This is a genomic window from Phyllobacterium sp. K27, assembly GCF_054796155.1.
The window spans coordinates 695,573-719,841 of the sequence record NZ_JBTWND010000004.1 but is presented as its reverse complement, the minus strand read 5'-3'; the positions used below and the strand labels follow the sequence as shown (position 1 = coordinate 719,841).

At 51.6% G+C, this 24,269-nt stretch carries 24 protein-coding genes; 5 read left to right on the top strand and 19 right to left on the bottom strand.

What is annotated here, in order from left to right:
- Window positions 1-150 precede the first annotated feature (150 nt).
- Complete coding sequence (locus ACYJL1_RS24890) at window positions 151-1,854, top strand: adenylate/guanylate cyclase domain-containing protein (RefSeq protein WP_460900005.1); 1,704 nt, start codon at window positions 151-153, stop codon at window positions 1,852-1,854.
- Complete coding sequence (locus ACYJL1_RS24885; protein WP_460899760.1) at window positions 1,851-2,717, top strand: FkbM family methyltransferase; 867 nt, start codon at window positions 1,851-1,853, stop codon at window positions 2,715-2,717. The genes ACYJL1_RS24890 and ACYJL1_RS24885 overlap by 4 nt, the downstream gene beginning before the upstream one ends.
- Here ACYJL1_RS24885 and ACYJL1_RS24880 read toward each other — a convergent pair.
- From ACYJL1_RS24880 to urtA, 18 genes are all read right to left on the bottom strand, one after another.
- Window positions 2,697-3,179 (bottom strand): class I SAM-dependent methyltransferase, encoded by a 483-nt coding sequence (locus ACYJL1_RS24880; protein ID WP_460899759.1) that lies wholly within the window; start codon window positions 3,177-3,179, stop codon window positions 2,697-2,699. The genes ACYJL1_RS24885 and ACYJL1_RS24880 overlap by 21 nt on opposite strands.
- 101 nt (window positions 3,180-3,280) lie before the next feature.
- Window positions 3,281-4,495 carry a plasmid replication protein RepC gene (repC, locus tag ACYJL1_RS24875; protein WP_460900004.1) on the bottom strand — a complete coding sequence of 405 codons (1,215 nt, stop codon included), beginning with the start codon at window positions 4,493-4,495 and terminating at the stop codon, window positions 3,281-3,283.
- A 213-nt stretch (window positions 4,496-4,708) separates the two neighbouring features.
- Window positions 4,709-5,713 carry a plasmid partitioning protein RepB gene (gene repB, locus ACYJL1_RS24870; RefSeq protein ID WP_460899758.1) on the bottom strand — a complete coding sequence of 335 codons (1,005 nt, stop codon included), beginning with the start codon at window positions 5,711-5,713 and terminating at the stop codon, window positions 4,709-4,711.
- Window positions 5,710-6,933 carry a plasmid partitioning protein RepA gene (gene repA, locus ACYJL1_RS24865; protein WP_460899757.1) on the bottom strand — a complete coding sequence of 408 codons (1,224 nt, stop codon included), beginning with the start codon at window positions 6,931-6,933 and terminating at the stop codon, window positions 5,710-5,712. The genes repB and repA overlap by 4 nt, the downstream gene beginning before the upstream one ends.
- A 135-nt stretch (window positions 6,934-7,068) precedes the next feature.
- Entirely contained in the window at window positions 7,069-7,689 is a 621-nt protein-coding gene (gene ureG / locus ACYJL1_RS24860; RefSeq protein ID WP_460899756.1) for an urease accessory protein UreG, read from the bottom strand.
- The gene (locus ACYJL1_RS24855; protein ID WP_460900003.1) at window positions 7,686-8,348 is read right to left on the bottom strand and encodes an urease accessory protein UreF; all 663 of its coding nucleotides are present in this window, start codon (window positions 8,346-8,348) and stop codon (window positions 7,686-7,688) included. Before ACYJL1_RS24855 ends, ureG begins: the two co-directional genes overlap by 4 nt.
- Window positions 8,341-8,820: an urease accessory protein UreE gene (locus ACYJL1_RS24850; RefSeq protein ID WP_460899755.1), complete on the bottom strand. Its 480-nt coding sequence runs from the start codon at window positions 8,818-8,820 to the stop codon at window positions 8,341-8,343. Before ACYJL1_RS24850 ends, ACYJL1_RS24855 begins: the two co-directional genes overlap by 8 nt.
- Window positions 8,817-9,329, bottom strand: a complete 513-nt coding sequence (locus ACYJL1_RS24845; RefSeq protein ID WP_460899754.1) for a DinB family protein — start codon at window positions 9,327-9,329, stop codon at window positions 8,817-8,819. The genes ACYJL1_RS24850 and ACYJL1_RS24845 overlap by 4 nt, the downstream gene beginning before the upstream one ends.
- Before the next feature lie 11 nt (window positions 9,330-9,340).
- Complete coding sequence (gene ureC / locus ACYJL1_RS24840) at window positions 9,341-11,053, bottom strand: urease subunit alpha (protein WP_460899753.1); 1,713 nt, start codon at window positions 11,051-11,053, stop codon at window positions 9,341-9,343.
- Window position 11,054: 1 nt separating this feature from the next.
- Window positions 11,055-11,360 carry an urease subunit beta gene (locus ACYJL1_RS24835; RefSeq protein WP_460900002.1) on the bottom strand — a complete coding sequence of 102 codons (306 nt, stop codon included), beginning with the start codon at window positions 11,358-11,360 and terminating at the stop codon, window positions 11,055-11,057.
- Between the two features lie 5 nt (window positions 11,361-11,365).
- The gene (locus ACYJL1_RS24830; protein ID WP_460899752.1) at window positions 11,366-11,941 is read right to left on the bottom strand and encodes a HupE/UreJ family protein; all 576 of its coding nucleotides are present in this window, start codon (window positions 11,939-11,941) and stop codon (window positions 11,366-11,368) included.
- A 20-nt stretch (window positions 11,942-11,961) separates the two neighbouring features.
- Window positions 11,962-12,264 carry an urease subunit gamma gene (locus tag ACYJL1_RS24825; RefSeq protein WP_460899751.1) on the bottom strand — a complete coding sequence of 101 codons (303 nt, stop codon included), beginning with the start codon at window positions 12,262-12,264 and terminating at the stop codon, window positions 11,962-11,964.
- 16 nt (window positions 12,265-12,280) lie between these two features.
- A complete protein-coding gene (locus ACYJL1_RS24820) occupies window positions 12,281-13,108 on the bottom strand; it encodes an urease accessory protein UreD (RefSeq protein WP_460900001.1) in 828 nt (275 codons plus the stop codon).
- Window positions 13,109-13,132: 24 nt separating this feature from the next.
- A complete protein-coding gene (gene urtE, locus ACYJL1_RS24815; RefSeq protein ID WP_460899750.1) occupies window positions 13,133-13,828 on the bottom strand; it encodes an urea ABC transporter ATP-binding subunit UrtE in 696 nt (231 codons plus the stop codon).
- Window positions 13,829-13,831: 3 nt separating this feature from the next.
- On the bottom strand, window positions 13,832-14,584 hold the full coding sequence (gene urtD / locus ACYJL1_RS24810; protein WP_460899749.1) for an urea ABC transporter ATP-binding protein UrtD: 753 nt from the start codon (window positions 14,582-14,584) through the stop codon (window positions 13,832-13,834).
- A gap of 3 nt (window positions 14,585-14,587) precedes the next feature.
- Entirely contained in the window at window positions 14,588-15,775 is a 1,188-nt protein-coding gene (gene urtC / locus ACYJL1_RS24805; RefSeq protein WP_460899748.1) for an urea ABC transporter permease subunit UrtC, read from the bottom strand.
- Window positions 15,772-17,388 (bottom strand): urea ABC transporter permease subunit UrtB, encoded by a 1,617-nt coding sequence (urtB, locus tag ACYJL1_RS24800; protein WP_460899747.1) that lies wholly within the window; start codon window positions 17,386-17,388, stop codon window positions 15,772-15,774. Before urtB ends, urtC begins: the two co-directional genes overlap by 4 nt.
- 87 nt (window positions 17,389-17,475) lie before the next feature.
- Window positions 17,476-18,768, bottom strand: coding sequence for an urea ABC transporter substrate-binding protein (gene urtA, locus ACYJL1_RS24795; protein WP_460899746.1), 1,293 nt, complete (start codon window positions 18,766-18,768; stop codon window positions 17,476-17,478).
- 258 nt (window positions 18,769-19,026) lie between these two features.
- On the opposite strand from urtA, the gene ACYJL1_RS24790 reads away from it, so the two are divergent.
- Window positions 19,027-22,410 carry a hybrid sensor histidine kinase/response regulator gene (locus ACYJL1_RS24790; RefSeq protein WP_460899745.1) on the top strand — a complete coding sequence of 1,128 codons (3,384 nt, stop codon included), beginning with the start codon at window positions 19,027-19,029 and terminating at the stop codon, window positions 22,408-22,410.
- Window positions 22,403-23,320, top strand: coding sequence for a response regulator (locus ACYJL1_RS24785; protein WP_460899744.1), 918 nt, complete (start codon window positions 22,403-22,405; stop codon window positions 23,318-23,320). The genes ACYJL1_RS24790 and ACYJL1_RS24785 overlap by 8 nt, the downstream gene beginning before the upstream one ends.
- Before the next feature lie 58 nt (window positions 23,321-23,378).
- On the opposite strand, the gene ACYJL1_RS24780 is transcribed toward ACYJL1_RS24785, so the two are convergent.
- A complete protein-coding gene (locus tag ACYJL1_RS24780; protein ID WP_460899743.1) occupies window positions 23,379-23,876 on the bottom strand; it encodes a YciE/YciF ferroxidase family protein in 498 nt (165 codons plus the stop codon).
- Window positions 23,877-24,039: 163 nt separating this feature from the next.
- Here ACYJL1_RS24780 and ACYJL1_RS24775 point away from each other — a divergent pair, with 163 nt between their 5' ends.
- Window positions 24,040-24,183, top strand: a complete 144-nt coding sequence (locus tag ACYJL1_RS24775) for a hypothetical protein (RefSeq protein ID WP_460899742.1) — start codon at window positions 24,040-24,042, stop codon at window positions 24,181-24,183.
- Window positions 24,184-24,269 lie beyond the last annotated feature (86 nt).

Genomic DNA, 24,269 nt, shown 5'->3' with positions numbered 1-24,269 from the left:
CAACGGCACAAGAGACCGACTTGCAGAGCGAATGATCATCTATCGATCTAGGCTTTGTCTTGCCATTTTTAGCAGGCAATGCGAGCGCATCGTCTCGCCAAACGACATTGGCTCAACTAAGCTAACCCAACAGAAATTGCTATGGATTTCATGACAGCTTTTGCCGGCAAAATCAGTTCCGAACGATCATTGCGCAGACTACGCCTGATCTCAGGCCTGATTATGCTCATTTTTGTCATGCTTCATCTGGCCAATCATTCACTCAATCTGATTTCGCTGAGAGCCGCGGAAGAGGGGCGCCACTGGTTTCTCGCCATCTGGAGAAACCCAGTAGGAACGTTTATTCTCTACGGAGCGGTAATTGTACATGTAACACTCATCATGAGATCACTTTATCTGCGTCGCACATTGGTTATGCCAGTACGCGAAGCCAGCCAAATCATACTTGGACTATTGATACCTGCTCTATTAATCGAACACGTCGTCAGTACACGTATCCGATACGAAGTCGTCGGCTTGCATGATACATACGAATTCGTCATCAGAAGCCTATGGGTCGATTCCTCCAGCAACGCTATAAGACAGTCATTGGCACTTCTTGTTGTATGGGCGCATGGGTGCATCGGACTGCACTTCTGGTTACGATATCGCGACTGGTATTTTCGAGCGGCTCCGTTCTTTCTAACCCTGGCAATCTTGCTGCCAGTCCTCAGCCTTTTGGGTTTTGCCGATACGGGAAGAATTCTTGCGAGCGAACCTGTCCAATCAAGCTACGGCAGCGGCTATTCCTCGGCGCGCACGCATGGCAACAGCTTTGTGAGCGCGGCGGCATCGCAGCAGTTGATCATGATCAAATTCATGCTCTATGGGCTTTTTGCTGCAAGTCTCCTGAGTGTGCTGTCCCTACGTCTCGTTCGCAGCTGGCGTGAACGTTTCGATCAGATCCAGATTCGCTATCCTGAAGGTCAGATTGTCCGCGTTCCGCGCGGCTTTAGTGTCCTTGAAGCAAGCCGTCTGGGCGGTGTACCGCACTATGCGGTGTGCGGTGGGAAGGGTCGCTGCTCCACGTGCCGTGTCCAGATCATCGAAGGTGGAGATACACTTGTGAAACCGGACACGACCGAGCAGGCAACCCTGAACCGCATCAACGCCGATCCCGATGTTCGGCTCGCCTGTCAGTTACGACCCTTGAATAATATCAGCATTGTTCCATTGCTGGTACCAACTGTGGAAAGCAATCTGCCTGCCAACAGCCAGCAAGTGAATCCTGGCCGCGAGCAGGAAATTGTCATCCTCTTTTGTGATATTCGTAACTTCACCACTCTCACCGAAGCACAGCTGCCATACGATGTGGTTTTCCTGCTTAACCGCTATTTCGCTATTATAGGGCAAGCAGTGGAACAAGCTGGCGGTCGTCTGGACAAGTTTATCGGCGACGGTGCGATGGCTTTGTTTGGCTTGCAAGGACGACCGGAGGATGCTTGCCGGCAAGCACTCAAGGCATGTGCAATAATCATCCGTGAGATAGACCGGTTAAGTGAGGAACTTGCGACTGATCTTGCGATTCCCCTGCGCGTAGCGATTGGAGTGCACTCAGGACCTGCAATCGTCGGCGCCATGGGCTATAGCAATGTGAAGAGCTTAACTGCGATAGGTGATACTGTGAATGTTGCGAGCCGGCTTGAAGCAATTGCCAAAGAACTCGATGTGACCCTTGTCGTGTCAGAACCAACGGTCGTGAAGGCAGGTTCTGATACCAGTCTATTCGAAAGCCGTGAAATAACGGTGAGAGGACGGGCTGAGCCGCTCAGAATCCATGTTGTTACTCGGGAGATGAGCGCTTACTTCTTATGAAAAACAGATGGATCCGACGTTTTGATAAATGGAAATTCGGTGCTGTCTCTCGCTTCTTCGATACACGATATGGACGTGAGCTGTTAATCAATACAATTGGTCCCCGGACCGTGAACTTGACCGTCAATTGCGGCGATCATCTCATGACAGTGTCCCCACATGACTACATTGGCAAGAAAGTATTCCGTAAAGGCAATTTTGAGCGAGACCACGTTGACCGGCTATTTTTAACACTTAGAGAAAAGAAGCTTTTGACCAGTGGAACCACCTTGCTTGAAATCGGCGGGAACATTGGGACGCAAACAATTTACTTTGCATTGAGCCAATCATTCTCACAGATTGTCAGTGTAGAAGCAGATCCTCGTAACTTTAAACTTTTGCAACATAATATTCGTCAGAACGGGCTGGAGGATAAAATACTGGCGATACAATGCGCCGCTGGTGACCTTGAAGGCGAGATTGATTTTTTCCAGCACCAAAACAATCACGGGAAAAGCAGTACGGTCAGGAAAAGCCACCGGGATCACAAAATTACGGTAGCTGTAAAACCTGTCGACAAGATTCTGTCCGAGGCAAATATATCGCCGCAAGAAATTGGACTTATATGGATGGACATTGAGGGGTATGAGCCGGTTGCATGTAATTCCATGCAGACGCTGTTAACAAGAAAAGTCCCGCTCTATATGGAGTTTTCACCGATATTCTACGGTCGGGAACAATCCATTGCTTTCATACAGTATTTGGCACGCTTTTACGAGGATTGCCTCATTTTTCGCGAAGACCACGTAGAGGCAATTAAAGTTTCAACTCTACCTTTCACCGAACCTCAGTTTGATATTCTGCTATTCGGTTCGGCTGTATAGAAAGTAACGGCCGGGCTTTACACTATCAGGAAGCGGCAACTGCTTGAGTGCAGGATGTTTTAGTTCAAGGCCACTGGCTACAATTCCTTGCGGGGCTAACAGTGCAGCTGCCAATTCCGGCAACCATGTCAGTGTCACAGCATCCTTTTCATCGTATCCGGTACCGATATCCGCGTGGACAAGCGCGGCACCTATGCCGATGAATCTTTGTGCTGTGTCGCGTATTTCGCCAATGACAAGATTCTCGGGCTCAGGTGTTGAACACTTGTGCGCCCCGACAGCACGATCAAAAGCGATAATTCGGCGATCCGGAAATCTTTCGCGGAGATGATCATATGTTCGACCATTCCCAAGCCCCAGTTCAATCACAGGCCCCTCCCGATTTTTGACGCTGTCACAAATGTGATTGAGAGTATCGCGCTGTGCCGTCATCCGGCGGATAAAACTGTCAAGCCTGCTCATAGGATATTCGTTTCCGTCACTTCATTGCAAAGTGGCTTATCATGCCAGCTGCAAAGCCGTCGATAATCCAGCCGTACCAGGATTGCACATATACCCATAATTTATCCCGCCTCGGCATCATGTTTGATTTGATGGGACCGGAGCAACCCCATCAGCACAGGTCCTGACGAGAAGGATCCGTCTCGAGCCTTATCCGTCAAAGCACGCAAATATCCTCCCGGGCTCAAGATACTCTCACCTTTTTGAAGTATTGCGGAAACGACAATCGCCGCTTCATTTGGTCCGAATATCTCGATGGCCTGTTGCCATGCATCAGGACTGATCCCAAGAGTTACTCGAACCAGATTTGCTGTTTGTATGAGATCAGGCCAGCTGTTTATCCCGCCGAGCGCGTAATCGATTATGTCCGGGCAAGCCTTTAAAACCAGTCCCAGCGGAAAGGCCTTGGGCGGTCGTAGTGCACTGCGGGCCGATTGGTGTGAACTGGATATCTCTTCGTTATCGGATTCATCTTTCCAATCAGATTGATCGCTGCCATCGCCTCGTTGGGTTTTTCTAAAGCCAGGTTCAAGTTCAAATTTAGAGTCTGGGTTTTGATTCTGTATATGCCGTTCATTTTGAACGTCACTGGCGGTTGTTTTTGCTGAATTGTCGTTTAACTCCAATAACTTCTCAACATCAACGCGCAAATCATCAAGGCACACCGCCAGCGCTTCGAGACCGCCTCTGTCCAGGCCCCTAAGTAATGGCCGCGCCAAGGGCATAAATCTTTCGTTGAGAGCATCCCATGGACCTTCAAGGGCCTCCTCTTCGGCAAAGATGATCATCTTTGCAATATCCCGGCGATGAAGGCTTACTCGCTCTCGCAAGATGCGCTTTGCCAAATCCTCTGCGCGAATAGTTGCTGCAAGCTCCTCATACTCCACTGCCTTGACCACCAAAGGTAGCAGATCAAAGCCGAATGCCGTCTTCAACTCACCTTCCTGATCCCGGCGAACATAGCGCTTTCCATTGGGACTATCACGCCGAATGATCATTCCGGCCTCTACCAACGATGCCAAGTGCCTGCGCAAGGTAACCGGCGCCATTCCGTGACAACGCAGTGATAGCTCCCTGTTCGAGGGAAAAACAATAAGATTCGCTGTGCTATCCAGCTCAATCGGTTTGTGAAAACTGAGCAATGCATGAAGCACTGCCAATGCCCGATCTGAAACACCTAGCAATGGCCGAGCTTCTGTAATCATGCGGAAGAGCTTCCATTTGTCAGCAACTACCTCCGCCTCACTTTTTCTGGCCCCCGCTTGCGCATCCAGCATGGCATACGACATTGGCCGCCGCCCAAAGGGCGTCGTCGTCATTTCCCTGTTCATTGCTTTCACCCTCAATCAGGCAAAAGAAATCCGCTCGCCGAAACGGCGTTAAACGCTTGACAGTGATTCTCGGAAATGCGATTCTCAAGTTGCTTAGACTTTGAGAGGGCTTCCGGGACGTCAGTTTCGGGGGCCTTTTCTTTTGCGATCTTTCTCCAGTTAGAGTTTTCTTATACGCGGTTCACTCTTTTCGCCGCGAAGATAGGCGGCGTAAATCTCAGGCAGTTGTGCTATTAAGTAGTGTCCGAATTCCGGGGTCAGGGCTTCGTCAACCGTCACCTTCGTTTTGCCATTGGCTTGCTCAATTTGGGCATAAGACAGGCCTTCTTTGGACTTCAGTGGATAAATGGCAGGGCTCGATTTTCGAGGCGACAGGCTCTTGAGTACCAAAGCGAAGCGGGCATCACTATCAATCCGAAGCAAATGCTCCAAATCAACTCTTTCTCTCCAAGGGGTATCGTCGTTCTGCAGCAGCTGTGAAAGTTGTTCCCAACGCGGCCGTCCTATTTTCGGAGCAGGACCGATCACCTGAATGAGATCTTCCGGCAGAGAATTTGCAACGGCGATCATTGTTGACAGATTGCCTTTGTGAACTGCAAGCGCAGCCATAAGGGCGTTGCGTTCAATCCCATGCGCTTCCAGTTTTGCCGCAAAAAGTGCACGCTCAATAAAAGAAAGGTCTTTTCTCTCCAGGTTTTCCTTGCCTTGCGCGACAATCAAATCTTCATCCGAAAGATTGCGAACTATCGCTTTGACAGGTCTGCCTATGGCGCGAAGCGCTGCAAGGCGCCTATGCCCATAGGCTACCTGGTAACGACGTTCATCGAGCGGATTTGGTCGTACAAGAATTGGAACCTGCTGGCCATGTTCTTCAATGCTGGCTTTAAACTCATCGAAGTCTTCGGCGTTGACGTCATCAAGCCGATCACGAATGAATGAACCGTCTATGAGATTCGGCTCGATCTGAACAATGTGTTCACCCGAAGCAATTTGTGCCCGCAATGCCTGCGCCTCGTCAGCATCGTCCGAAAGACTTTGCAATGACAATCCCATAGCCTTCAATGAACCAGATTTTTGGGCCGGTTTAGCGTGTCTGTGTTCGTTATGTGACGTATCATTAATAGGTGTCATCATAGCTTTAAGAGCGTCTCTACGCTTGTTCATAGAGCCCTCCCCCACGCATCACGGACCAGCTCCTCTATTTCGAGGTTCACTGCATCCAGCGCTTCAATCGCCCTGTCATAGGTTGCGCGCGTAAAATACTCCCGGCCGACCTCGTACAGTGTCTGTTTCGTCAGACCAGCATCTGAGATTGCAGTAGATTTTAGCAGGGCGTTCGTTAAAACCCGCTCGCCAAAAAGGCTTTTCAATAAACCAACAATTTGTCCCTGAGGGCCATCGCTCGGTTCATATCGGGTAACCACATATCTGAAAAAATCGTAATCGGCATCACCACCAGCTTGCTCAACGACGTCCAGCAATCCTGCAGTCATGTGCAGGAATTGCGACATTGAAGCGACATCGAGCATTTGCGGGTGGATCGTTACAAGGACGCTTCTCGCTGCGCACAGAGCCGATAGAGTGAGGAACCCCAGCGAAGGCGGGCAGTCCAGAACAACAACGTCGTAGCGATCGTCCACTGTTGCCAACGCATTGGCTATGCGGGAAAAGAAAAGCCTTTCCGTTCCTCGACGTCGCTCGGCAAGGATGCGTGGCGTATCATGTTCAAACTCCTGGAGCTCCAGATTGCCAGGAATGATGTCAAGCCCAGAGAAGTAGGTCTTGCGAATAATGTCCGCAATTGGCCGCTGCTGGTCATCATAGCGTATGGCGCCATAGATCGTATCATTGTCTTCCAGATCGAATTCCGGCTGAATGCCGAACAGTGCCGATAATGAAGCCTGCGGATCAAGATCGATAGCCAGCGTCCGATAACCCCGCATTGCAAAATATTGTGCAACATGAGCGGCGGTCGTCGTCTTGCCTGAACCGCCCTTGAAATTCGTCACGGCAATAACCTGCATATGTTCGTTGCCCTGACGAGACGGCAGGTAGCTCTTCTTTGACTTGGCCAAGTGTCGCCGTATCTCATGAACCTGTTCAAGTGAGTACAGCCGGCGGCCACCGGAGGTTTTTTCCGGTTCAGGTCCTTCGCCGGCCAATGACAGATGCCGGATATAGGCGTCAGTAATACCAATCAGACGAGCGGCTTCGCCTGATGTGAACTTTCTCAGTTCCTTTTCTGCAGTTGGTGGAAAAGCACGCGACCTCAACTCCTGCAGCTGTGCGCTCAGAAGATCAGCATCCGCTTCGACCAATCGCGTAAGCGAGCGGACTTTTTTGCCGGTACGGTGGCTCTGGTCTTTTTCAGTTGGAGACAACATACACGCTTAAAACCCAATTTCTGATGTTAAAGCGTAAATTCAACTGAGTCTGACTGAGTCGTCAAGTGATTTCAGTCGTAGTCACCAGTTACTGCCTTAATCGGATCCCTATCATCCAACGATTGATCTGATTATTCATGCATGCTGCAGTCCACCAGCACTCTCGATAAACCGGATGACTTCCTCCAGCCCGTCTCTTCGCAACATGTCGGTGAAGACAAACGGTTTCGGCCCGCGCTGGTTTTTTGTATCACTGGCCATGACGTCGAGATCAGCACCAACATAAGGTGCCAGATCCTTTTTGTTGACGATCAGAAGATCCGAGCGTGTAATCCCCGGGCCTCCCTTGCGCGGGATCTTTTCACCTTGGCAAACGGATATGACATAAAGCGTTAAATCGGCAAGGTCCGGCGAAAAAGTGGCGGCGAGATTATCGCCGCCCGACTCAATGAATACTATATCGAGATCGGGATGTAGCTTGTTCATTGCCGCGATAGCCTGAAGATTGATCGTCGCATCTTCGCGGATCGCCGTATGCGGGCAACCGCCTGTTTCGACGCCCATGATCCTGTCTTCCGGCAGGGCCTGCAATCTGTTCAGGATCAACGCATCTTCCTTGGTATAAATATCGTTTGTGACCACAGCCAGCGAGTAACGATCACGCATGGCTTTACACAACATTTCAGTGACGGTTGTTTTGCCTGATCCTACAGGACCGCCAATACCAACGCGAAGTGGACCGTTTTTTGAAATCATGATCTGAAAACCCGGGAATATTGCGTTTCATGGCGCATCGCCATCACATCCGAAATTATGGCGCAAGTGCCAAGGTCTCCCAGCGTGGATTTTGCTGCCTTGCTAGCGCAGGACTGTATCTCTTCTTCCAATGACGCCAGTATTGCAACGCCATCGCGCTGCCCTAATGGGACCAGCCGCACTGCACCCTGTACCAGATTGGAAACAAAGCCGTGTAGGAAAGCACAAAGCGCTGCTTCAATCTCGATACCATGGCCCCCGGCTATTGCGCCCACGGCTATTGGGTTGGCAATTTGGGAAGGCAACCTTTTCGATACCGGATTTGGCCAAGCTTGGGCTGCCGACAAAAATGCCTCACCTTGCAACATTGTCTCCATATGCCGCTCGCGCGAGCCCGCCAGTGCTTCCGCAAGTTCTGTAATATCTGAAAAATCAGAGCCGCTTCTGGCAATGTGGTAGCTTTGAACAAAGAGCACCGCATCATTCCATCCGGAGCCTTCGCTGAGGATATCGACCAGCCAATCTTCAAGGCTTTGCCTGTCGTGAACTAACCCCTGTTGAATTGCCTGTTCAATACCATGGCTGTACGAAAACGCGCCCACCGGAAAAGCCGGAGAAAGCCATGTCATCAAACGAAGCAGTGCCCCATTTTCAATCATGATGATGATGTGATCCGTGAGAATGATGATCGTGGCTATGTCCACTATGATAGGCACCGCGTAGGGGCTGAAATGGTGCAGTAATCTCGCTCACTCTCGCGCCCAGTCCTTCCAGCATTGCTTTGATCACGTGATCCTTGAGAATGAGGATTCGGTCCCCCTCAAACTGGGCAGGCAGGTGGCGATTGCCCAGATGCCAGGCCAGCTCCGTTAAATGTTCGCGACTGCGCGGAATCACTTCGTAGAGCGCTTCTTCTGCCGCAATAATTTCCGCAAGGCTCCCATCTTCAAGGACTAGTACATCTCCATGGCCAAACAGGACAGCTTCTGGCAGATCTACCAAAATCTGTTCTCCTTGCTGCAGTTTCAAAACTTTTCGGCGCAAATGCCGTTCATCATGTGCCAGGACCACGCTGTCGAAAGGTGTGCCGCGATAATGACCAAAATGTTGATGTCCAGTAACGCGCCTCATACCATGGCTCCTTCAACAAAATCATCATTCATGCAGAAAAAGAAATCCACCGGCGGCGCATCGCCGGTGAGCTGAGATAAAAGAGTATGGGCTTGTCCGCGATGATGGGTCTGGTGATTGAAAATTTGCGTCAAGCATCGGTCGAGTGTGGATGTACAAGGCTCGCCGTTCAGCATGATCCAGTGAAAGGGTGCAGTAATGTCAACCTGCTTCATAGCCTCGATAACATCGGTGATGCGTTCATCAAAGATATTACGTGCGGCGTGCAAACTGCCCAGATCATCATGCAAAATAACATCGTACGAGGGCAAAGCGTAGAGATCGCCTGTAAATCTGCCAAACCACAATTTGTCGACCGCAAGCAAGTGGTTCAAGGTACCATGCATTGATTTGAAGTAAGCTCGGCGATCTGCGAAATAATCTTCCTCATCAAGAAGAGCGGCGGCATCATAAATCTGTTTGTTCGCCCATTTGTTATAACGAGCCAGCCTTAAAAAGTGTTCTTTCATTTTACTCACACTCAGAACAGGAAATAGCGCTGCGTCATCGGCAGTGTGGTTGCTGGATCGCACGTCAACAGTTCACCATCGGCTCGGACTTCGTAGGTTTCCGGGTCAACTTCTATATGGGGCGTTGCTGAATTGTGCACCATCGACGATTTGGAAATGCCTGCGCGCGTGTTCTCCACTGCAATCAGTTCTTTATCGACTTCCAGACTCGAACGAAGACCATTTTCAACGGCTGCCTTGCTGACAAAAGTCACAGATGAGGAAGCGACACTCTTGCCAAAGGCCCCGAACATGGGGCGATAATGTACCGGCTGCGGCGTCGGGATCGAAGCATTTGGATCGCCCATCGGTGCAGCGACAATCGTGCCGCCAAGCAGCACAAGGTCAGGTTTGACACCAAAGAACGCTGGATTCCATAAAACAAGATCGGCACGCTTGCCAGCTTCGATCGAGCCTATATAGCGAGAAACGCCCTGCGCGATTGCCGGATTGATCGTATACTTGGCAATGTACCGCTTCACCCGGAAATTATCATTATCGCCCTGCTCCTGCGGCAGGCTTCCGCGCTGGCGTTTCATCTTGTCAGCTGTTTGCCAGGTACGGATCAGAACTTCGCCGACCCGGCCCATGGCTTGGCTGTCTGACGAGATGATCGAGAATGCGCCAATATCGTGGAGAATGTCCTCTGCCGCAATCGTCTCTTTGCGGATACGGCTTTCTGCAAATGCCACGTCTTCCGGGATGGATGGAGAAAGGTGATGGCAGACCATGAGCATGTCCAGATGTTCTGCTATGGTATTTTTTGTATAGGGCCGCGTCGGATTGGTGGATGAGGGAATCACATTGGGAAGCCCGCAGATCTTGATAATGTCCGGCGCGTGTCCACCGCCTGCCCCTTCAGTATGGAAGGCGTGAATGGTACGTCCTTTGAAAGCAGCGACGGTATCTTCCACAAATCCGCTTTCGTTCAGAGTGTCGGTGTGGATCATCACTTGCACGTCATACTGATCGGCGACAGTGAGACAATTGTCGATGGCAGCGGGCGTAGTCCCCCAGTCTTCGTGCAGTTTCAAAGAACACGCCCCCCCAAGGATCATCTCTTCCAGCGCTGCTGGACGTGACGCATTGCCCTTGCCAGACAATCCGATATTCATCGGTATCGCATCAAAGGAACGGATCATGCGCCCCATGTGCCATGGCCCGGGTGTACACGTCGTAGCCAACGTGCCATGCGCTGGCCCTGTACCACCACCGAACATGGTGGTGATGCCTGACATCAAGGCCTCATCAATCTGTTGGGGACAGATGAAATGAATATGCGCGTCCATCCCGCCTGCTGTAAGGATTTTGCCCTCGCCTGCAATAATTTCGGTTCCCGGTCCGACAATGATCGTTACACCTGGTTGCGTGTCCGGATTGCCAGCCTTGCCGATACCGGCAATTTGTCCATCGCGCAGGCCAATATCCGCCTTGAATATACCCGTCACATCGACAACCAAAGCATTGGTGATTACCGTATCCACGGCTCCATCTGCTCGTGTGACCTGGCTCTGCCCCATCCCGTCACGAATGACCTTGCCGCCACCAAACTTAACTTCTTCGCCATAGATCGTGAAATCCTTCTCGATCTCAATAAAAAGTTCGGTGTCGGCCAACCGAACCTTATCGCCAACAGTCGGACCAAACATTTGAGCATAGGCAGATCGCTTGATTGTTGCTGGCATCTCAGAGCTTTCCCATGATTTTTTGTTGAAATCCGTAGATGACGCGGCCGCCGCCAAATGGGATCAATGTCACATCGCGTTCTTGTCCCGGCTCGAAACGAACTGCCGTGCCAGCTGCAATATCCAACCGCTTGCCTCGAGCCAGTTGGCGATCAAAAACCAGCGCCTCATTGGTTTCATAAAAGTGATAGTGCGATCCGACCTGTATAGGACGGTCACCCGTATTGGCGACCTTCAAAACTGTCACGGGGGCTCCAGCATTAAGCTCGATATCCCCTACTATGGTTATGATTTCTCCGGGTATCATATTGCTCATGCTCCAAAGGCCAACCAGAGACCGGCGAATGCTGTACCGGCGCCAATTGCGCGAATTACGGTCCGCCCTGCACCTGTTCCCAATAAACTACCCAGAGCCAACCCCAACGCATGGAGCAATGTCGTGGCAAGAGCAAAGCCCGCAAGATAGCCGCCAACCGTCGCTGCTCCCATTTCACCACCATGGGCGTAGCCATGAAACAGTGCAAAAAAACCGACAATGGCCATTGCCAGCGATGCAGGAACCTTGAGTGCTATGGCAGCAAACAATCCGATAGCGACAACCGAAGCAAGAATTGCTGGCTCGACGAATGGCAGTGGCGCGCCGGCAATAGCCAACAAAAAACCCGCAATCATTGTGCCAACGAATGCAGCGGGGACCAGCCACATGGCACGTCCCCCAAGCAGTACTACCCATAGGCCAACGGCTACCATCGCCAGAATGTGATCGGCGCCAAACATTGGATGGGAGAAACCTGCACCAAAGGAACTATGTTCAGCAGGGTTGAGATGAGCAAGGGCAGGAGTGGTCGCTGCGACCAGAGGCAAAGTCAATAACAATATCTTCTTCATGAGTTTTCTCTTTAAACTGACTATCGGATTGGTTCGTGAACTGTGACGAGCTTGGTGCCATCGGGAAAGGTGGCTTCGACCTGCACGTCGTGGATCATCTCGGCAATCCCCTCCATCACCTGAGCGCGCGTGATCACATGCGCCCCAGCCTCCATAAGGTCTGCGACGGAGCGTCCATCACGCGCGCCCTCAACGACAAAGTCGGTGATCAAAGCGATTGCTTCGGGATGATTGAGTTTCACACCACGTTCCAGACGGCGCCTCGCCACCATGGCTGCCATCGAAATCAGTAGCTTGTCCTTCTCGCGCGGCAGTAAATTCATCGTTCAGTTTTCCTTTCTATGATGTCCATATTCGCGGCAGCTCGCCCCCGCCATTCAGTAGGCCAAGCAGCGGGATGAGACGTTTTCGCAAGTGATAGGCATCACAATCGACTAGGCGAGCCACCAGCTTACCCATCCATGCTGACGCCCCTCCTCGATCACCTATGATCAAGCGTGCTGTTTTAAGCAACCGCTCGCAATCTGGAGAGACAAGAAGCACCGTTGCCATAGCGTGGTTGCCTCCAAGCAGTGCGGGCCGCCTCAATGATGAACCTGCATGGGGGCCGATAGAAAAATTCTCGGCGTGGAGCAATTTACCTTCCTGTCGGATACGCCATTGATCCGAGAACTGTGTAGTTTCGATTGTTTCGCCAAATGCCTTGCGACCGAATATGGTGGATTCAACCAATAAAGCCCGCGCACGCGCAGCCAGATTTACATTCAGCGATCGCTTGAGATCGGCCGTCTCGAACAGGATGGTTTCTTGCGGCAGCCACGCGACGTAAGAATCAGGTCCAACGTCAATATGCGTTGATACGGTTGCGACCGTCCCCAAAACAGCTTTGTAGATTTTTTCGCAAGCCTGCGTTGTTATCTGAGCCGCGCAATGGTCATCAAGGGCAAAATTCCATTGCATGGTATCACCGCCCGTGAGACCGCCAGCACTGTTGATCATGACCGCTTCCAAGTGATTATCCGAGATAACCGGAAACCGCAGTTTCGCGCAGCCCTCCTGAAACAATGTAGAAATTCGTGTTTTGCCCTCCACTCGCCGGACTGACAATCGCCCTGCTCCAGATGCGCGTTGCGCCCGGTTCTGAACGATCGACGGGTGGCCGAGCATATCCAAAAACTGTATCCTCAATATTCAGACTGTCAGATGTCGCCGTGCTTCACTGGTGTCGAGTATTTCGGCAGCGCCCTCAGTCACAATCTCACCACGATCCATAATGTAAACATGGTCAGCGAGTTCGCGGCAAAAGTCGAGATATTGTTCAACAAGAAGTATCGCTATTCCAAAAGAATCGCGCAGATAAATGATAGCGCGGCCGATGTCCTTGATGATTGATGGCTGGATCCCTTCGGTGGGCTCGTCGAGCACCAGAATTTTGGGGCGCATAACCAGCGCACGTCCAATTGCCAGCTGCTGCTGTTGGCCGCCGGAAAGATCGCCGCCACAACGCGACAACATAGTACTCAGAACCGGAAACAGGTTGAACACATCGGAGGGAATATTGCGTTCGGATCGGGGGAGCTGCGCGTACCCGGTTTCGAGATTCTCCTTCACGCTCAGAAGCGGGAAAATTTCTCTGCCTTGCGGTACATAGCTGATGCCATGTTTTGCACGGGTGTATGGTGCCATACCGGTAAGTTCAACACCGTCGAACGCCACTTTGCCCGCGCTAATACTGTGCTGACCGGTAATTGCCCTTAACAAGCTTGTTTTTCCAACACCGTTTCGACCGAGCACACAGGTGATTTTCCCTGACTCTGCTTGCAGCGATACACCCCGCAAGGCTTGCGCCGCGCCATAGTGCAAATTGACCTGCTCAACACTCAGCACGGCTCACCTCCCTAAATAATTTTCTATGACCCTGGCGTCGTTGCTGACGAAATCAAGTGAACCTTCGGCAAGTACCGCGCCTTCAGCAAGACAGGTAACCCTCACGCCAAGATCGCGGATGAAACCCATATCGTGTTCGACAACAATCACTGCACGGGTTTTCGCAATCTCTTTAAGTAGAATTGCTGTTTCCGAGGTTTCCGCATCGGTCATGCCCGCAACCGGCTCATCCACCAGCAGGAGTTTGGGTTCTTGCGCCAGCAGCATACCAATTTCCAGCCACTGCTTTTGGCCATGGCTCAGATTGGCGGCCAGTTCATCTTTGCGCGCAGTTAGCCGTACGGTTTCAAGTATTTCCTCAATACGCGCGCTATCCCCCTTGGACAGATTGTAGAATAGCGTCGCGAAAGTTCCTCGCTTGCGATTGAGCGCCAGTTCGAGATTGTTCCAAACCGTGTGGCTTTCAAACACGGTTGGCTTCTGGAACTTGCGACCAATGCCAAGCTGAGCGATATCAGCCTCGTCTCTGGTTGTAAGATCGATATTATCTTCGAAAAATACCTCACCTTCGTCTGGCCGCGTCTTTCCGGTAATAACATCCATCATTGTCGTTTTACCGGCACCATTCGGACCAATAATTGCCCTTAGCTCACCTGGTGCTATCACGAAAGACAGTGCATTCAATGCCCTGAAGCCATCAAACGACACGGATACATTGTCCAAATATAGCAGGCTCTTTGGTTTGACTTCCGACATGATCTACTCCGCAGCCATTGGTTCAGCAGGAATATCAGTGCCCTTTTCGCCATTCTTGGAAACAAGCAGGTGATCTCGTGTCCGCGCGCTCTTTTTATCTTTGCTGGATCTAAACACCTGGGGAATTGTTCCGACAATGCCTTTTGGCAAGAACAAGGTGGTTGCAACGAAAAGTGCTCCCAACGCAAATAGCCAGATTTCCGGAAACTGCGCGGTGAAAATGCTTTTGCCGAAGTTCACAAGTGTAGCCCCAATAATGGGACCAATGAGTGTTCCACGCCCTCCTACGGCGGTCCAGATGACGACCTCGATCGAATTGGCCGGCGCAAACTCACCAGGATTGATAATCCCGACCTGCGGCACGTAAAGCGCACCGGCGATACCTGCCATCATTGCGGAAATTGTAAAGGTTACGAGCTTGTAGTTTTCTGGCCGATAACCGAGGAAACGTGTCCTGCTTTCAGCATCGCGCAATCCAACGAGAACCTTGCCGAATTTAGATCTAACAATAGCGGAACTGATAAACAACGCGACTGCCAGTGCGATCGCAGAGGCGGCAAACAATGATAGCCTCATGCCTTGTGATTGAATGTTGAAGCCAAGCAAATCTTTGAAGTCGGTAAGGCCATTATTACCGCCAAATCCCATTTCATTGCGGAAGAAGGCGAGCAGCAAAGCATAGGTCATCGCCTGTGTGATGATGGACAGATAGACGCCCGTCACGCGCGAGCGGAATGCCAGCCAGCCGAACACAAAAGCGAGAAGTCCAGGAACGGCCAGCACCATAAGCGCGGCGAACCAGAAATGATCGAAGCCGTACCAATACCAGGGCATTTCCTTCCAGTTCAGGAATACCATGAAATCTGGCAATAATGGATTGCCGTACACACCGCGTGAGCCGATCTGGCGAACCAGATACATACCCATGGCATAACCGCCAAGAGCAAAGAATGCGGCGTGTCCAAGAGACAATATCCCGCAAAAACCCCAGACAAGATCAAGTGCCAGCGCCAGCAAGGCATAGGTCAGATATTTCCCGAACAGTGACACAGCATAGGTTGGAATATGGAAGATGCTGTCGGCAGGTACGAAAAGATTAAGCGCGGGCACGATGCAGGCAATGGCCAGCAGGATAGCAATGCAGATCGAGATATTCTTGTCGAGCGATTTGAAGACGAATGCGCTGATCATGCCTCCACCGCCCTTCCCTTGAGTGCAAAGAGCCCGCGTGGCCGCCTTTGAATGAAAAGAATGATGAGAACCAGGATGAGAATTTTGCCGAGTACCGCGCCGGCATATGGTTCAAGCAGCTTATTGACGATGCCCAGCGAAAGCGCCCCAACGAGCGTCCCCCAAAGATTTCCAACCCCACCGAAAACCACGACCATGAAACTGTCGATAATATAGCTTTGGCCAAGATTGGGCGAGACATTGTCGATCTGCGAAAGGGCAACGCCGGCAATTCCGGCAATGCCAGAACCCAGAGCAAAGGTAAAAGCATCAACCCAAGGTGTCCTGATACCCATCGAAGATGCCATTTTCCGGTTTTGAGTAACAGCACGCATCTGCAAACCGAACCTTGAGCGCTTCAGCACAAACAGCAACGTCAGAAAGACGCCTGCCGCGAACACCACAATCCACATGCGGTTGTAGGTCAGCGTCATGCCGCCAAGCTCAAAACCGCCTGACATCCATGACGGATTTCCGACTTCACGATTGCTGGGACCAAAGATGGAGCGAACGCCCTGTTGCAGAATGAGCGACACGCCCCATGTTGCCAATAGTGTTTCCAGCGGCCGTCCGTATAGAAAACGAATAATCCCCCGTTCAATGACAAGACCAATGACGCCCGTAACAGCGAAGGCAATCGGGAGTGCAATAATCAACGACCAGTCAAAAAGGTCGGGATATGACGACCTGATTACCTCTTGAACGACGAAGGTCGTGTAGGCGCCAACCATCACCATTTCGCCATGCGCCATATTGATGATCCCCATCACACCAAAGGTAATGGCAAGACCAATAGCAGCCAGCAAAAGCACGGATCCAAGAGACAAACCGTACCATACATTCTGGCCAACATCCCAGAGCGCCTGAGCTGATTGTAATGCTTCTATGGCATTATCTATGTCTGTTCGCAGCTCACCATCAGCGTTTGCCTGAGCGGCACTCAAAATGCCAAGCGCATCTCTGTCCCCGCGTTCTGCAATGATTTTTACAGCGGCGCGTCTGTCTTCAAGCGCGCGATCTGATTTCAGGATCGCGGCCGCCCTCGCCTGCTCCATAACCGACTTGACGGACGCGTCTTTCTCACTTGCTATTGCTGTCTCTATAAGTTCCAGAGCGTCTTCGCTTGGCGATGAGAAAACGGAATTGGCGGCCCGAAGCCTTGTCTCCCTGTGCGGGCTGAGCAGCGTGAGCCCGCCAATCGCAGTTCTGACAGCGCGACGCAGGCTATTGTTGACCTTGATACGCTCGAAATCCGCTTTAGCCCCTCGCCCCGCCGATGTCCCGGTTACAGCATCGGTCAGGTCCAGCCCGCCGCCATTCTCCTTGACTACGAATACAACTCCATCAGCTTTTCTTTCGTAAAGATTACCTGCCGCGAGCGCTTCGAAAACCGGAACGAGCTTAATATCACCCGTGCGGGATAGTTCAGCGATCTTGTCGGCAACCTGCGAAAAGTTGCCTTGTCCCAGGGAGTTTATACCCGAGCGATTGTCCTGCTGGGCCTGACTTGCCGAAATTGGAACAAGCAGGATCAAACAGAAAATAAGCATAAGTGCTTTGATTGCGCGATACATGGATTTTGAAAAGGCGCAGTGGCCTTGTCCTCTAGTCCGAGCAAATGGAAAGCCACGAGCGGGCGTGCCCGTGGCTCAATTGAATGATCAGGAGCCTTTGCCGCCACATTTTCCTGTAGCAACATTAAAGTTGCCGCATGACATCGGCTTGCGCCAATCGGAGATCAGATCTTTGGAATCCGGCAAATAATCAGACCACTCGTCTCCGACCAGCAGCCCCGGCGTTTCGAACACGGTTTCAAACTGGCCATCCGATTGAATCTCACCGATCAAAACAGGCTTCGTGATGTGATGGTTTGGCATCATCGTGGAGTAGCCGCCTGAAAGGTTCGGCACCGACACGCCAACAATGGAATCAATGACCTTGTCCGGTTCTGTGGTTCCGGCGGCTTCGACAGCCTTCACCCACATGTTGAAACCAATATAATGCGCCTCCATTGGATCGTTTGTTACACGCTTGTCGTCTTTGGTGTAGGCTTTCCAAGTCTTGATGAATTCGGCATTAGCCGCCGTGTCAACTGATTGGAAGTAGTTCCAGGCCGCCAAGTGACCGACGAGTGGTGTCGTATCAAGTCCAGCAAGTTCTTCCTCGCCAACAGAGAATGCGACAACCGGAATGTCTTCAGCTTTGATGCCCTGATTACCAAGTTCCTTATAAAAAGGCACATTGGCATCGCCGTTTATAGTCGAGACAACGGCAGTCTTCTTACCCGCAGAGCCGAAATTCTTGATGTCTGAAACAATGGTCTGCCAGTCTTTGTGACCAAATGGCGTGTAGTTCACCATGATGTCTTCAGCGGCAACGCCCTTGGCCTTCAAATAGGCTTCGAGTATCTTGTTGGTTGTTCGTGGGTAGACATAGTCCGTACCGGCAAGGACCCAGCGCTCTACGCCTTCATTTTCAGCGAGATAGTCGACGGCAGGAATTGCCTGTTGGTTGGGTGCCGCGCCAGTATAAAACACATTGCGTTCACTCTCTTCGCCTTCATACTGAACAGGATAGAAGAGCAGGTTGTCCAGCTCTTTGAAAACAGGCAATACCGATTTACGCGAAACTGAAGTCCAGCAGCCAAAGACGGCAGCAACCTTGTCCTTCTCGATGAGGTCGCGTGCTTTCTCAGCAAAAAGTGGCCAATCAGACGCAGGGTCAACGACAACAGCCTCAAGCTTTTTGCCAAGTACTCCGCCTTTTTTATTCTGCTCGTCAATAAGCATTAACATTGCGTCTTTCAGCGTGGTTTCCGAAATGGCCATCGTTCCTGAAAGCGAATGCAGTATACCGACCTTGATTGTGTCTTCCGCTGCAAATGCGCCCTGCAGCGCTGTTGCCGATAGCATGCCGGCCAATAGAGCGCCTTTAATACGTGCTTTAACATTCATCGTTGTGATCCCCATTGTTTTGAACTGACGCTGATTGCGCCTTGTTATTCAGGTGCGGCAAAGCAAATCCGCTGTGTTTGTGAACTATCCGCCAGCCAGCAGCGATCCCACATACGTTAAACAACGTAGGGACGATGACCCAAGTTGGCACATCAGTGCTTTCTTCCGCATCCCATCCAGTGTTTAAGTAAGAAAAACACCATCCGGTCAGCGCTTTTGCCTATGCGCCAGACCATTGCAACGGGGAAAACAGGACGAATGGTTGCGCGCCAACGCATCGTTCCTATCAGACGCGACTATAATCGCTGGGTAGCGGATCAGACACTGGAGGATTATGCCCTTCGCTTTACGGCGAAGAGTGCCCGACGCTATTCATCGCAGCGCATTGCGCAAACTGCAATTGGCGCGATTTCGTTTCTCGCGCTGGAAGCCATCGGAGGGGCTATTACCCTGTCCTACGGCACCACCAATGCCATGGCCGCCATAGTCGTAGCCTGTCTTGTCATGCTGTGTGTCGGATTGCCAATAAGCCGCTATGCCATACGGCACGGGGTGGATATCGATCTTTTGACCCGGGGAGCCAGCTTTGGCTATATCGGATCAACAATCACTTCCCTGATATATGCGACCTTCACCTTCCTGCTCTTTGCTATTGAAGCGTCGATCATGTCCGGCGCTCTGGAGCTGGCTTTTGGAATTCCGTTGTGGATCGGGTATATCATCAGCGCCGTTGTTGTGGTTCCCCTGGTTACCTATGGCGTTCGGATGATCAGCAAGTTCCAGCTGATTACGCAACCGTTCTGGATCATTCTTAACATCCTCCCGTTCGTTGTGATCGCATTTGTCGATTGGGAAAAATTCGACCTCTGGCAGGCCTTCGCAGGTATCAACGCGCCCATTGCAGCTCCTGGAACGTCCGCCCCATTTGTGTTAGCGCAGTTTGGCGCTGCAAGTGCAGTGATTTTGGCTCTGATGGCTCAAATCGGCGAGCAAGTGGACTTCTTGCGTTTTCTGCCGCCTGAAGGACAGCGAAAACTACGGCATCGTATTGCAGTGTTTCTAGCTGGTTCTGGCTGGGTTCTTGTCGGCGCACCGAAACTGCTTGCCGGTTCATTTCTTGTTGTACTGACGCTCAGCAGCGGCGTGTCCGTCGATCGCGCGTCGGACCCTTCACAGATGTATTTGACCGCGTTCGGCTATGTCACACCATCCCATACTTTGGCGTTAATGCTGATGGTTGCATTTGTTGTGGTATCACAACTGAAAATCAACGTGATGAATGCCTATGCGGGCTCCTTGGCCTGGTCCAACTTCTTTTCCCGGCTCACGCATAGCCACCCCGGACGCGTGGTGTGGCTGCTATTCAATGTCGCTATAGCTCTCTTGCTGATGGAACTTGGTATTTACAGACTGCTTGAAGAGACTTTGGGCATTTTTTCGCTTATTGCCATGGCTTGGCTCTGCGCAATCTCTGCTGACCTTTTTGTCAATAAGCGATTAGGACTTGCTCCGCCTGGCATAGAATTCAAGCGCGCTCATCTTTACGACATCAACCCGGTTGGCCTCGGAACGATGGCTGCGGCGACAATGATCTCGCTGATAGCGCATTTCGGCTTTTTCGGTGAAATGGCATCGGCACTTGCGCCATTCATAGCGCTGATTGTGTCTTTCATTGTCTCCCCATTGCTCGCATGGCAAACCAAGGGAAAATACTATCTTGTGCGCAAGCCGCGGCGGGCATGGAAAAAACTGCAAACACTAAAATGCTCGATTTGCGAACACGATTTTGAATCCGAGGACATGGCTTGGTGCCCTGCTTACAGCGCTCCGATTTGCTCACTTTGCTGCTCCCTCGACAGTCGCTGCCACGACATGTGCAAACCCAACGCGAATCTCAACGCACAAATTGCTATAGTAGCTCGTTCTTTTCTGCCGCAACGAATCATCCAAGCGCTAGCATCAAGATTGGGGCGCTATGGAACGTCCGTTGTAATCGCTTTGACGGCGATCGGGACAATCCTCACAATGATTGCCCACCAGGCCGGAGGACCATCGGAAACGTCGGGCGTCGTAGATCGGACGTTGTTGATCGTATTTTTTGTGTTCGCAGTTGTAACAGGAATTGCCTGCTGGTTTTACGTGCTGGCGCATGACAGCCGTGTCGTTGCCGAGGAAGAATCTTCGCGCCAGAATACCCTTTTGCTAAAAGAAATAGCCGCTCACAAGAAAACGGATGCAGCACTGCAAGAAGCGAAGGACACAGCCGAGGCCGCCAACCGTGCCAAAAGCCGCTACGTGATTGGCCTGAGCCACGAATTGCGCACTCCGTTGAATGCCGTGCTTGGCTACGCGCAAATTTTAGAACGAGACGAAACCATCCCTGCTCCCCGCCAATCTGCAATTCGCGTCATAAAGCGGAGTGCAGACCATCTATCTGGCCTTATCGATGGACTGCTCGACATCTCGCGCATCGAAGCCGGTCGGCTGCAGGTTTTCTCCAATGAGATCAATCTCGTTGATTTTCTGGATCAGATTGTACAGATGTTCCAACCACAGGCCGATGCCAAGCAACTGACCTTCACGCATACACGTTCAAGCAACATGCCCGGCTATGTGCGAACGGACGAAAAGCGTCTTCGGCAAATCCTTGTCAATCTCTTGTCCAACGCGATCAAATTCACGACAAGCGGCAGCGTTCTATTCGATGTAACCTACCGCAGTCAGGTCGCAACATTTACGATTTTGGATACCGGGCGAGGCATTTCCGAGCCGGATCTTTCTCGCATCTTCGAGCCCTTTCAGCGAGGAGAAGCCGAAAGCATCCAGCCCATGCCGGGTCTCGGGCTCGGCCTGACGATAACACGTCTGTTGACCGAAACCTTGGGCGGCGAGATTTTGGTTTCCAGCACGTATGGCGAGGGATCCACATTCAAGATCAGGCTGATGCTTTCCGCCGTAACGCGTCCACACATACAGCGGCCACTGCCACGAAAGATTCGGAGCTATACCGGACAGCGCCGCACCATCGTCGTTGTCGACGACAATGAGGATCATCGTGAGCTGGTGCGAGAGATTTTGGTTCCCCTTGATTTCATCGTGCTAACAGCCGCCAGCGGACCCGAATGTCTGACGTTGATAGAGGGCGTCGTGCCTGACCTGTTTCTGATCGACATTTCCATGCCGCAAATGGATGGCTGGCAGCTGGTAAGAAGACTCCGTGAAACCGGGGAGCTTTCGCCAATCATTATGCTTTCTGCCAATATAGGTGATGCAGCCCCCACGGGCGGACCAACTGACCATAATGATACGCTGGCAAAACCCTTTGATCTTCGGCAGCTTCAAAACAAGATTGCCCAGCTTCTGGTGCTGGAGTGGATCTATGACGATGAAACACCGGCTCGTGTCGTGACACCGGGCAAATTGGTTAGCCCGGGTGAAGCGCATATAGGTGAGTTGATCAGTCTTGGCGAGATCGGCTATATCCGCGGCATTGAGACAAAGATTGCCGAGTTGGCGAAGATTGAAGACAACCGCGCATTTGCCGAGGCTTTGGGACAGTTCGTTCAGATGTTTGACCTTGCCGGATATGATCGTTTCCTTCGCACATTCGAAAGCAACAAGGAGCCGGTCAAAGGTGAGTGAGCCAACCAACCCGCGTGACATTGTCCTGATTGTCGACGACTCGCCGCAAGCCCTTGGGTTTTTGACCGATGCGCTCGAGCAATCGGGTTTTTCTGTGCTGATTGCAACGTCAGGATACGCTGCACTCAATGTTGTCGAACGCATCACGCCCGATATCATCCTGATGGATGCGGTCATGCCGCAGATGGATGGATTTGAAACCTGCGCCCGCATCAAAACCACGGCCTCGGTTACGCAGGTTCCGGTTATTTTCATGACAGGACTTTCGGAGACGCAGCATATTGTCCACGCACTTGAATCGGGTGGCGTCGACTATCTGACAAAGCCGATCAATATTGATGAACTACAGGCGCGGATCAGGGTTCACCTTGCCAATGCCCGCGCCGCCCAAAATGCGCGTATAGCGCTGGATGCCGCCGGCCGGCACCTTCTGGCCATTGGCAAGGACGGCGGCTTGCGCTGGTCTACCCCTCAGGCAAACCATCTGATCGAACTGACCATGGGAAGTACACAGGCCGGTTACGAGGCGCTCTCGACATGTGTTGCGGCATGGTTGATCCGGCAACAAAGCCACAAAGACTCCGGCCCCATTACAGTGCCCGGAGAGCAGGGCGGATTGCAGCTAAGTTATCTGGGCGCCCTTACCTCTGACGAGTATCTGTTCCGGTTGACCCTTGCCAATCAGGCCAGTGCAGATGAATTGCTGCGCCAGCACTTCAAATTGACTGCCCGGGAAGCAGAGGTTCTTTTGTGGATTGCCAAGGGCAAATCCAATCGCGATATCGGCGATATTCTCGGACTGAGCGCCAGGACCGTCAACAAACATCTTGAGCAAGTCTATATCAAGATGGGCGTCGAAAACCGCGCTACCGCTGCCGTCAAAGCCGCGCAGGTGTTGCACAGTAATTAATGGAATAACGGGTTGCCATGCGGCGGCTGGACATCGAATGATGCCCAGCCGTTTGGCTTTAGGCCGCCAAAGCCGTTTGATTCAGGGATTTTTCGGCGAGAACCGTCAGTGCCTCATCGGTCGCCTCTTCCTCCCTCAGTGTGGCAACCAGTAACTTATGAGCGTCGGTATAGCGTAGCTCTTTGGCCCAACGTGCCAGAGTGCCATAGCGAGCGATTTCATAATGTTCGACTGCCTGTGCTGCCGACGCCAAGCCGGCATCGAGCGCTGGCTGGCCCTTGAAATCCTCAAGGATTTCTTCACCTTCTGCGATAATACCTTCGATAGCCTCACACGTTTTTCCTCGTGCAGGTTTCCCAATAGCTTCGAACACACCCTGTAGACGTTCAACGTGCACTTCAGTCTGGTCACGGTGCTTTTCGAAGGCAGCTTTTAGTTCTGGCGAGGTTGCACCCTTTGCCATTTTAGGCAGGGCTTTGAGTATCTTTCGTTCAGCGTAATAAATATCTTTGAGCGTCTCATGAAAAAGCGCTTCAAGGGTCTTTGCACTAGCCACTGTCTGTCCTCCTATATCAGCCACGGTTGTGGTCTGAGAAAACAAGCAAACATGTTTAAGGTTCCACAATTAGTTGCAGTTTTTTGTTTCTCATTCGATATTGAAAACTCGTGCTCTCGATGTTCGACTGGGCGAACTTGTATGGCATAATTGCGAGGTGTGGATGAATAACTGGGACAAGTTCTTGATTGCTTTCTGTATCGCGACGATTGCAGCAGGCAGTTTTCTGGCGCAGTCTGATTACGAAATAAACAAATCAAGTGTCAGGATATTTTCCACGGCTCAAGAGGCCGCTCGCTTTGAATGACCCAAAAGAGCCCAGCATCGCCAAATACCGGGCTCTCGCTACGCTCCACAATAGCGAATTGTGTACGACATTGGTTATTTGGCAGG

What these genes read in the sequence shown, in the direction of transcription:
- repC (WP_460900004.1), bottom strand. Translation starts at nt 4,495, where the DNA reads ATGCTGGATGCGCAAGCGGGGGCCAGAAAAAGTGAGGCGGAGGTAGTT.
- ACYJL1_RS24775 (WP_460899742.1), top strand. Translation starts at nt 24,040, where the DNA reads ATGAATAACTGGGACAAGTTCTTGATTGCTTTCTGTATCGCGACGATT.
- ACYJL1_RS24790 (WP_460899745.1), top strand. Translation starts at nt 19,027, where the DNA reads ATGGTTGCGCGCCAACGCATCGTTCCTATCAGACGCGACTATAATCGC.
- ACYJL1_RS24820 (WP_460900001.1), bottom strand. Translation starts at nt 13,108, where the DNA reads ATGCTCGGCCACCCGTCGATCGTTCAGAACCGGGCGCAACGCGCATCT.
- ACYJL1_RS24835 (WP_460900002.1), bottom strand. Translation starts at nt 11,360, where the DNA reads ATGATACCCGGAGAAATCATAACCATAGTAGGGGATATCGAGCTTAAT.
- ureG (WP_460899756.1), bottom strand. Translation starts at nt 7,689, where the DNA reads ATGATTTCAAAAAACGGTCCACTTCGCGTTGGTATTGGCGGTCCTGTA.
- urtB (WP_460899747.1), bottom strand. Translation starts at nt 17,388, where the DNA reads ATGTATCGCGCAATCAAAGCACTTATGCTTATTTTCTGTTTGATCCTG.
- ACYJL1_RS24825 (WP_460899751.1), bottom strand. Translation starts at nt 12,264, where the DNA reads ATGAATTTACTGCCGCGCGAGAAGGACAAGCTACTGATTTCGATGGCA.
- urtD (WP_460899749.1), bottom strand. Translation starts at nt 14,584, where the DNA reads ATGTCGGAAGTCAAACCAAAGAGCCTGCTATATTTGGACAATGTATCC.
- ACYJL1_RS24855 (WP_460900003.1), bottom strand. Translation starts at nt 8,348, where the DNA reads ATGATTGAAAATGGGGCACTGCTTCGTTTGATGACATGGCTTTCTCCG.
- ureC (WP_460899753.1), bottom strand. Translation starts at nt 11,053, where the DNA reads ATGCCAGCAACAATCAAGCGATCTGCCTATGCTCAAATGTTTGGTCCG.
- ACYJL1_RS24845 (WP_460899754.1), bottom strand. Translation starts at nt 9,329, where the DNA reads ATGAAAGAACACTTTTTAAGGCTGGCTCGTTATAACAAATGGGCGAAC.
- ACYJL1_RS24880 (WP_460899759.1), bottom strand. Translation starts at nt 3,179, where the DNA reads ATGAGCAGGCTTGACAGTTTTATCCGCCGGATGACGGCACAGCGCGAT.
- ACYJL1_RS24890 (WP_460900005.1), top strand. Translation starts at nt 151, where the DNA reads ATGACAGCTTTTGCCGGCAAAATCAGTTCCGAACGATCATTGCGCAGA.
- urtA (WP_460899746.1), bottom strand. Translation starts at nt 18,768, where the DNA reads ATGAATGTTAAAGCACGTATTAAAGGCGCTCTATTGGCCGGCATGCTA.
- ACYJL1_RS24885 (WP_460899760.1), top strand. Translation starts at nt 1,851, where the DNA reads ATGAAAAACAGATGGATCCGACGTTTTGATAAATGGAAATTCGGTGCT.
- ACYJL1_RS24850 (WP_460899755.1), bottom strand. Translation starts at nt 8,820, where the DNA reads ATGAGGCGCGTTACTGGACATCAACATTTTGGTCATTATCGCGGCACA.
- repB (WP_460899758.1), bottom strand. Translation starts at nt 5,713, where the DNA reads ATGAACAAGCGTAGAGACGCTCTTAAAGCTATGATGACACCTATTAAT.
- repA (WP_460899757.1), bottom strand. Translation starts at nt 6,933, where the DNA reads ATGTTGTCTCCAACTGAAAAAGACCAGAGCCACCGTACCGGCAAAAAA.
- ACYJL1_RS24830 (WP_460899752.1), bottom strand. Translation starts at nt 11,941, where the DNA reads ATGAAGAAGATATTGTTATTGACTTTGCCTCTGGTCGCAGCGACCACT.
- urtC (WP_460899748.1), bottom strand. Translation starts at nt 15,775, where the DNA reads ATGATCAGCGCATTCGTCTTCAAATCGCTCGACAAGAATATCTCGATC.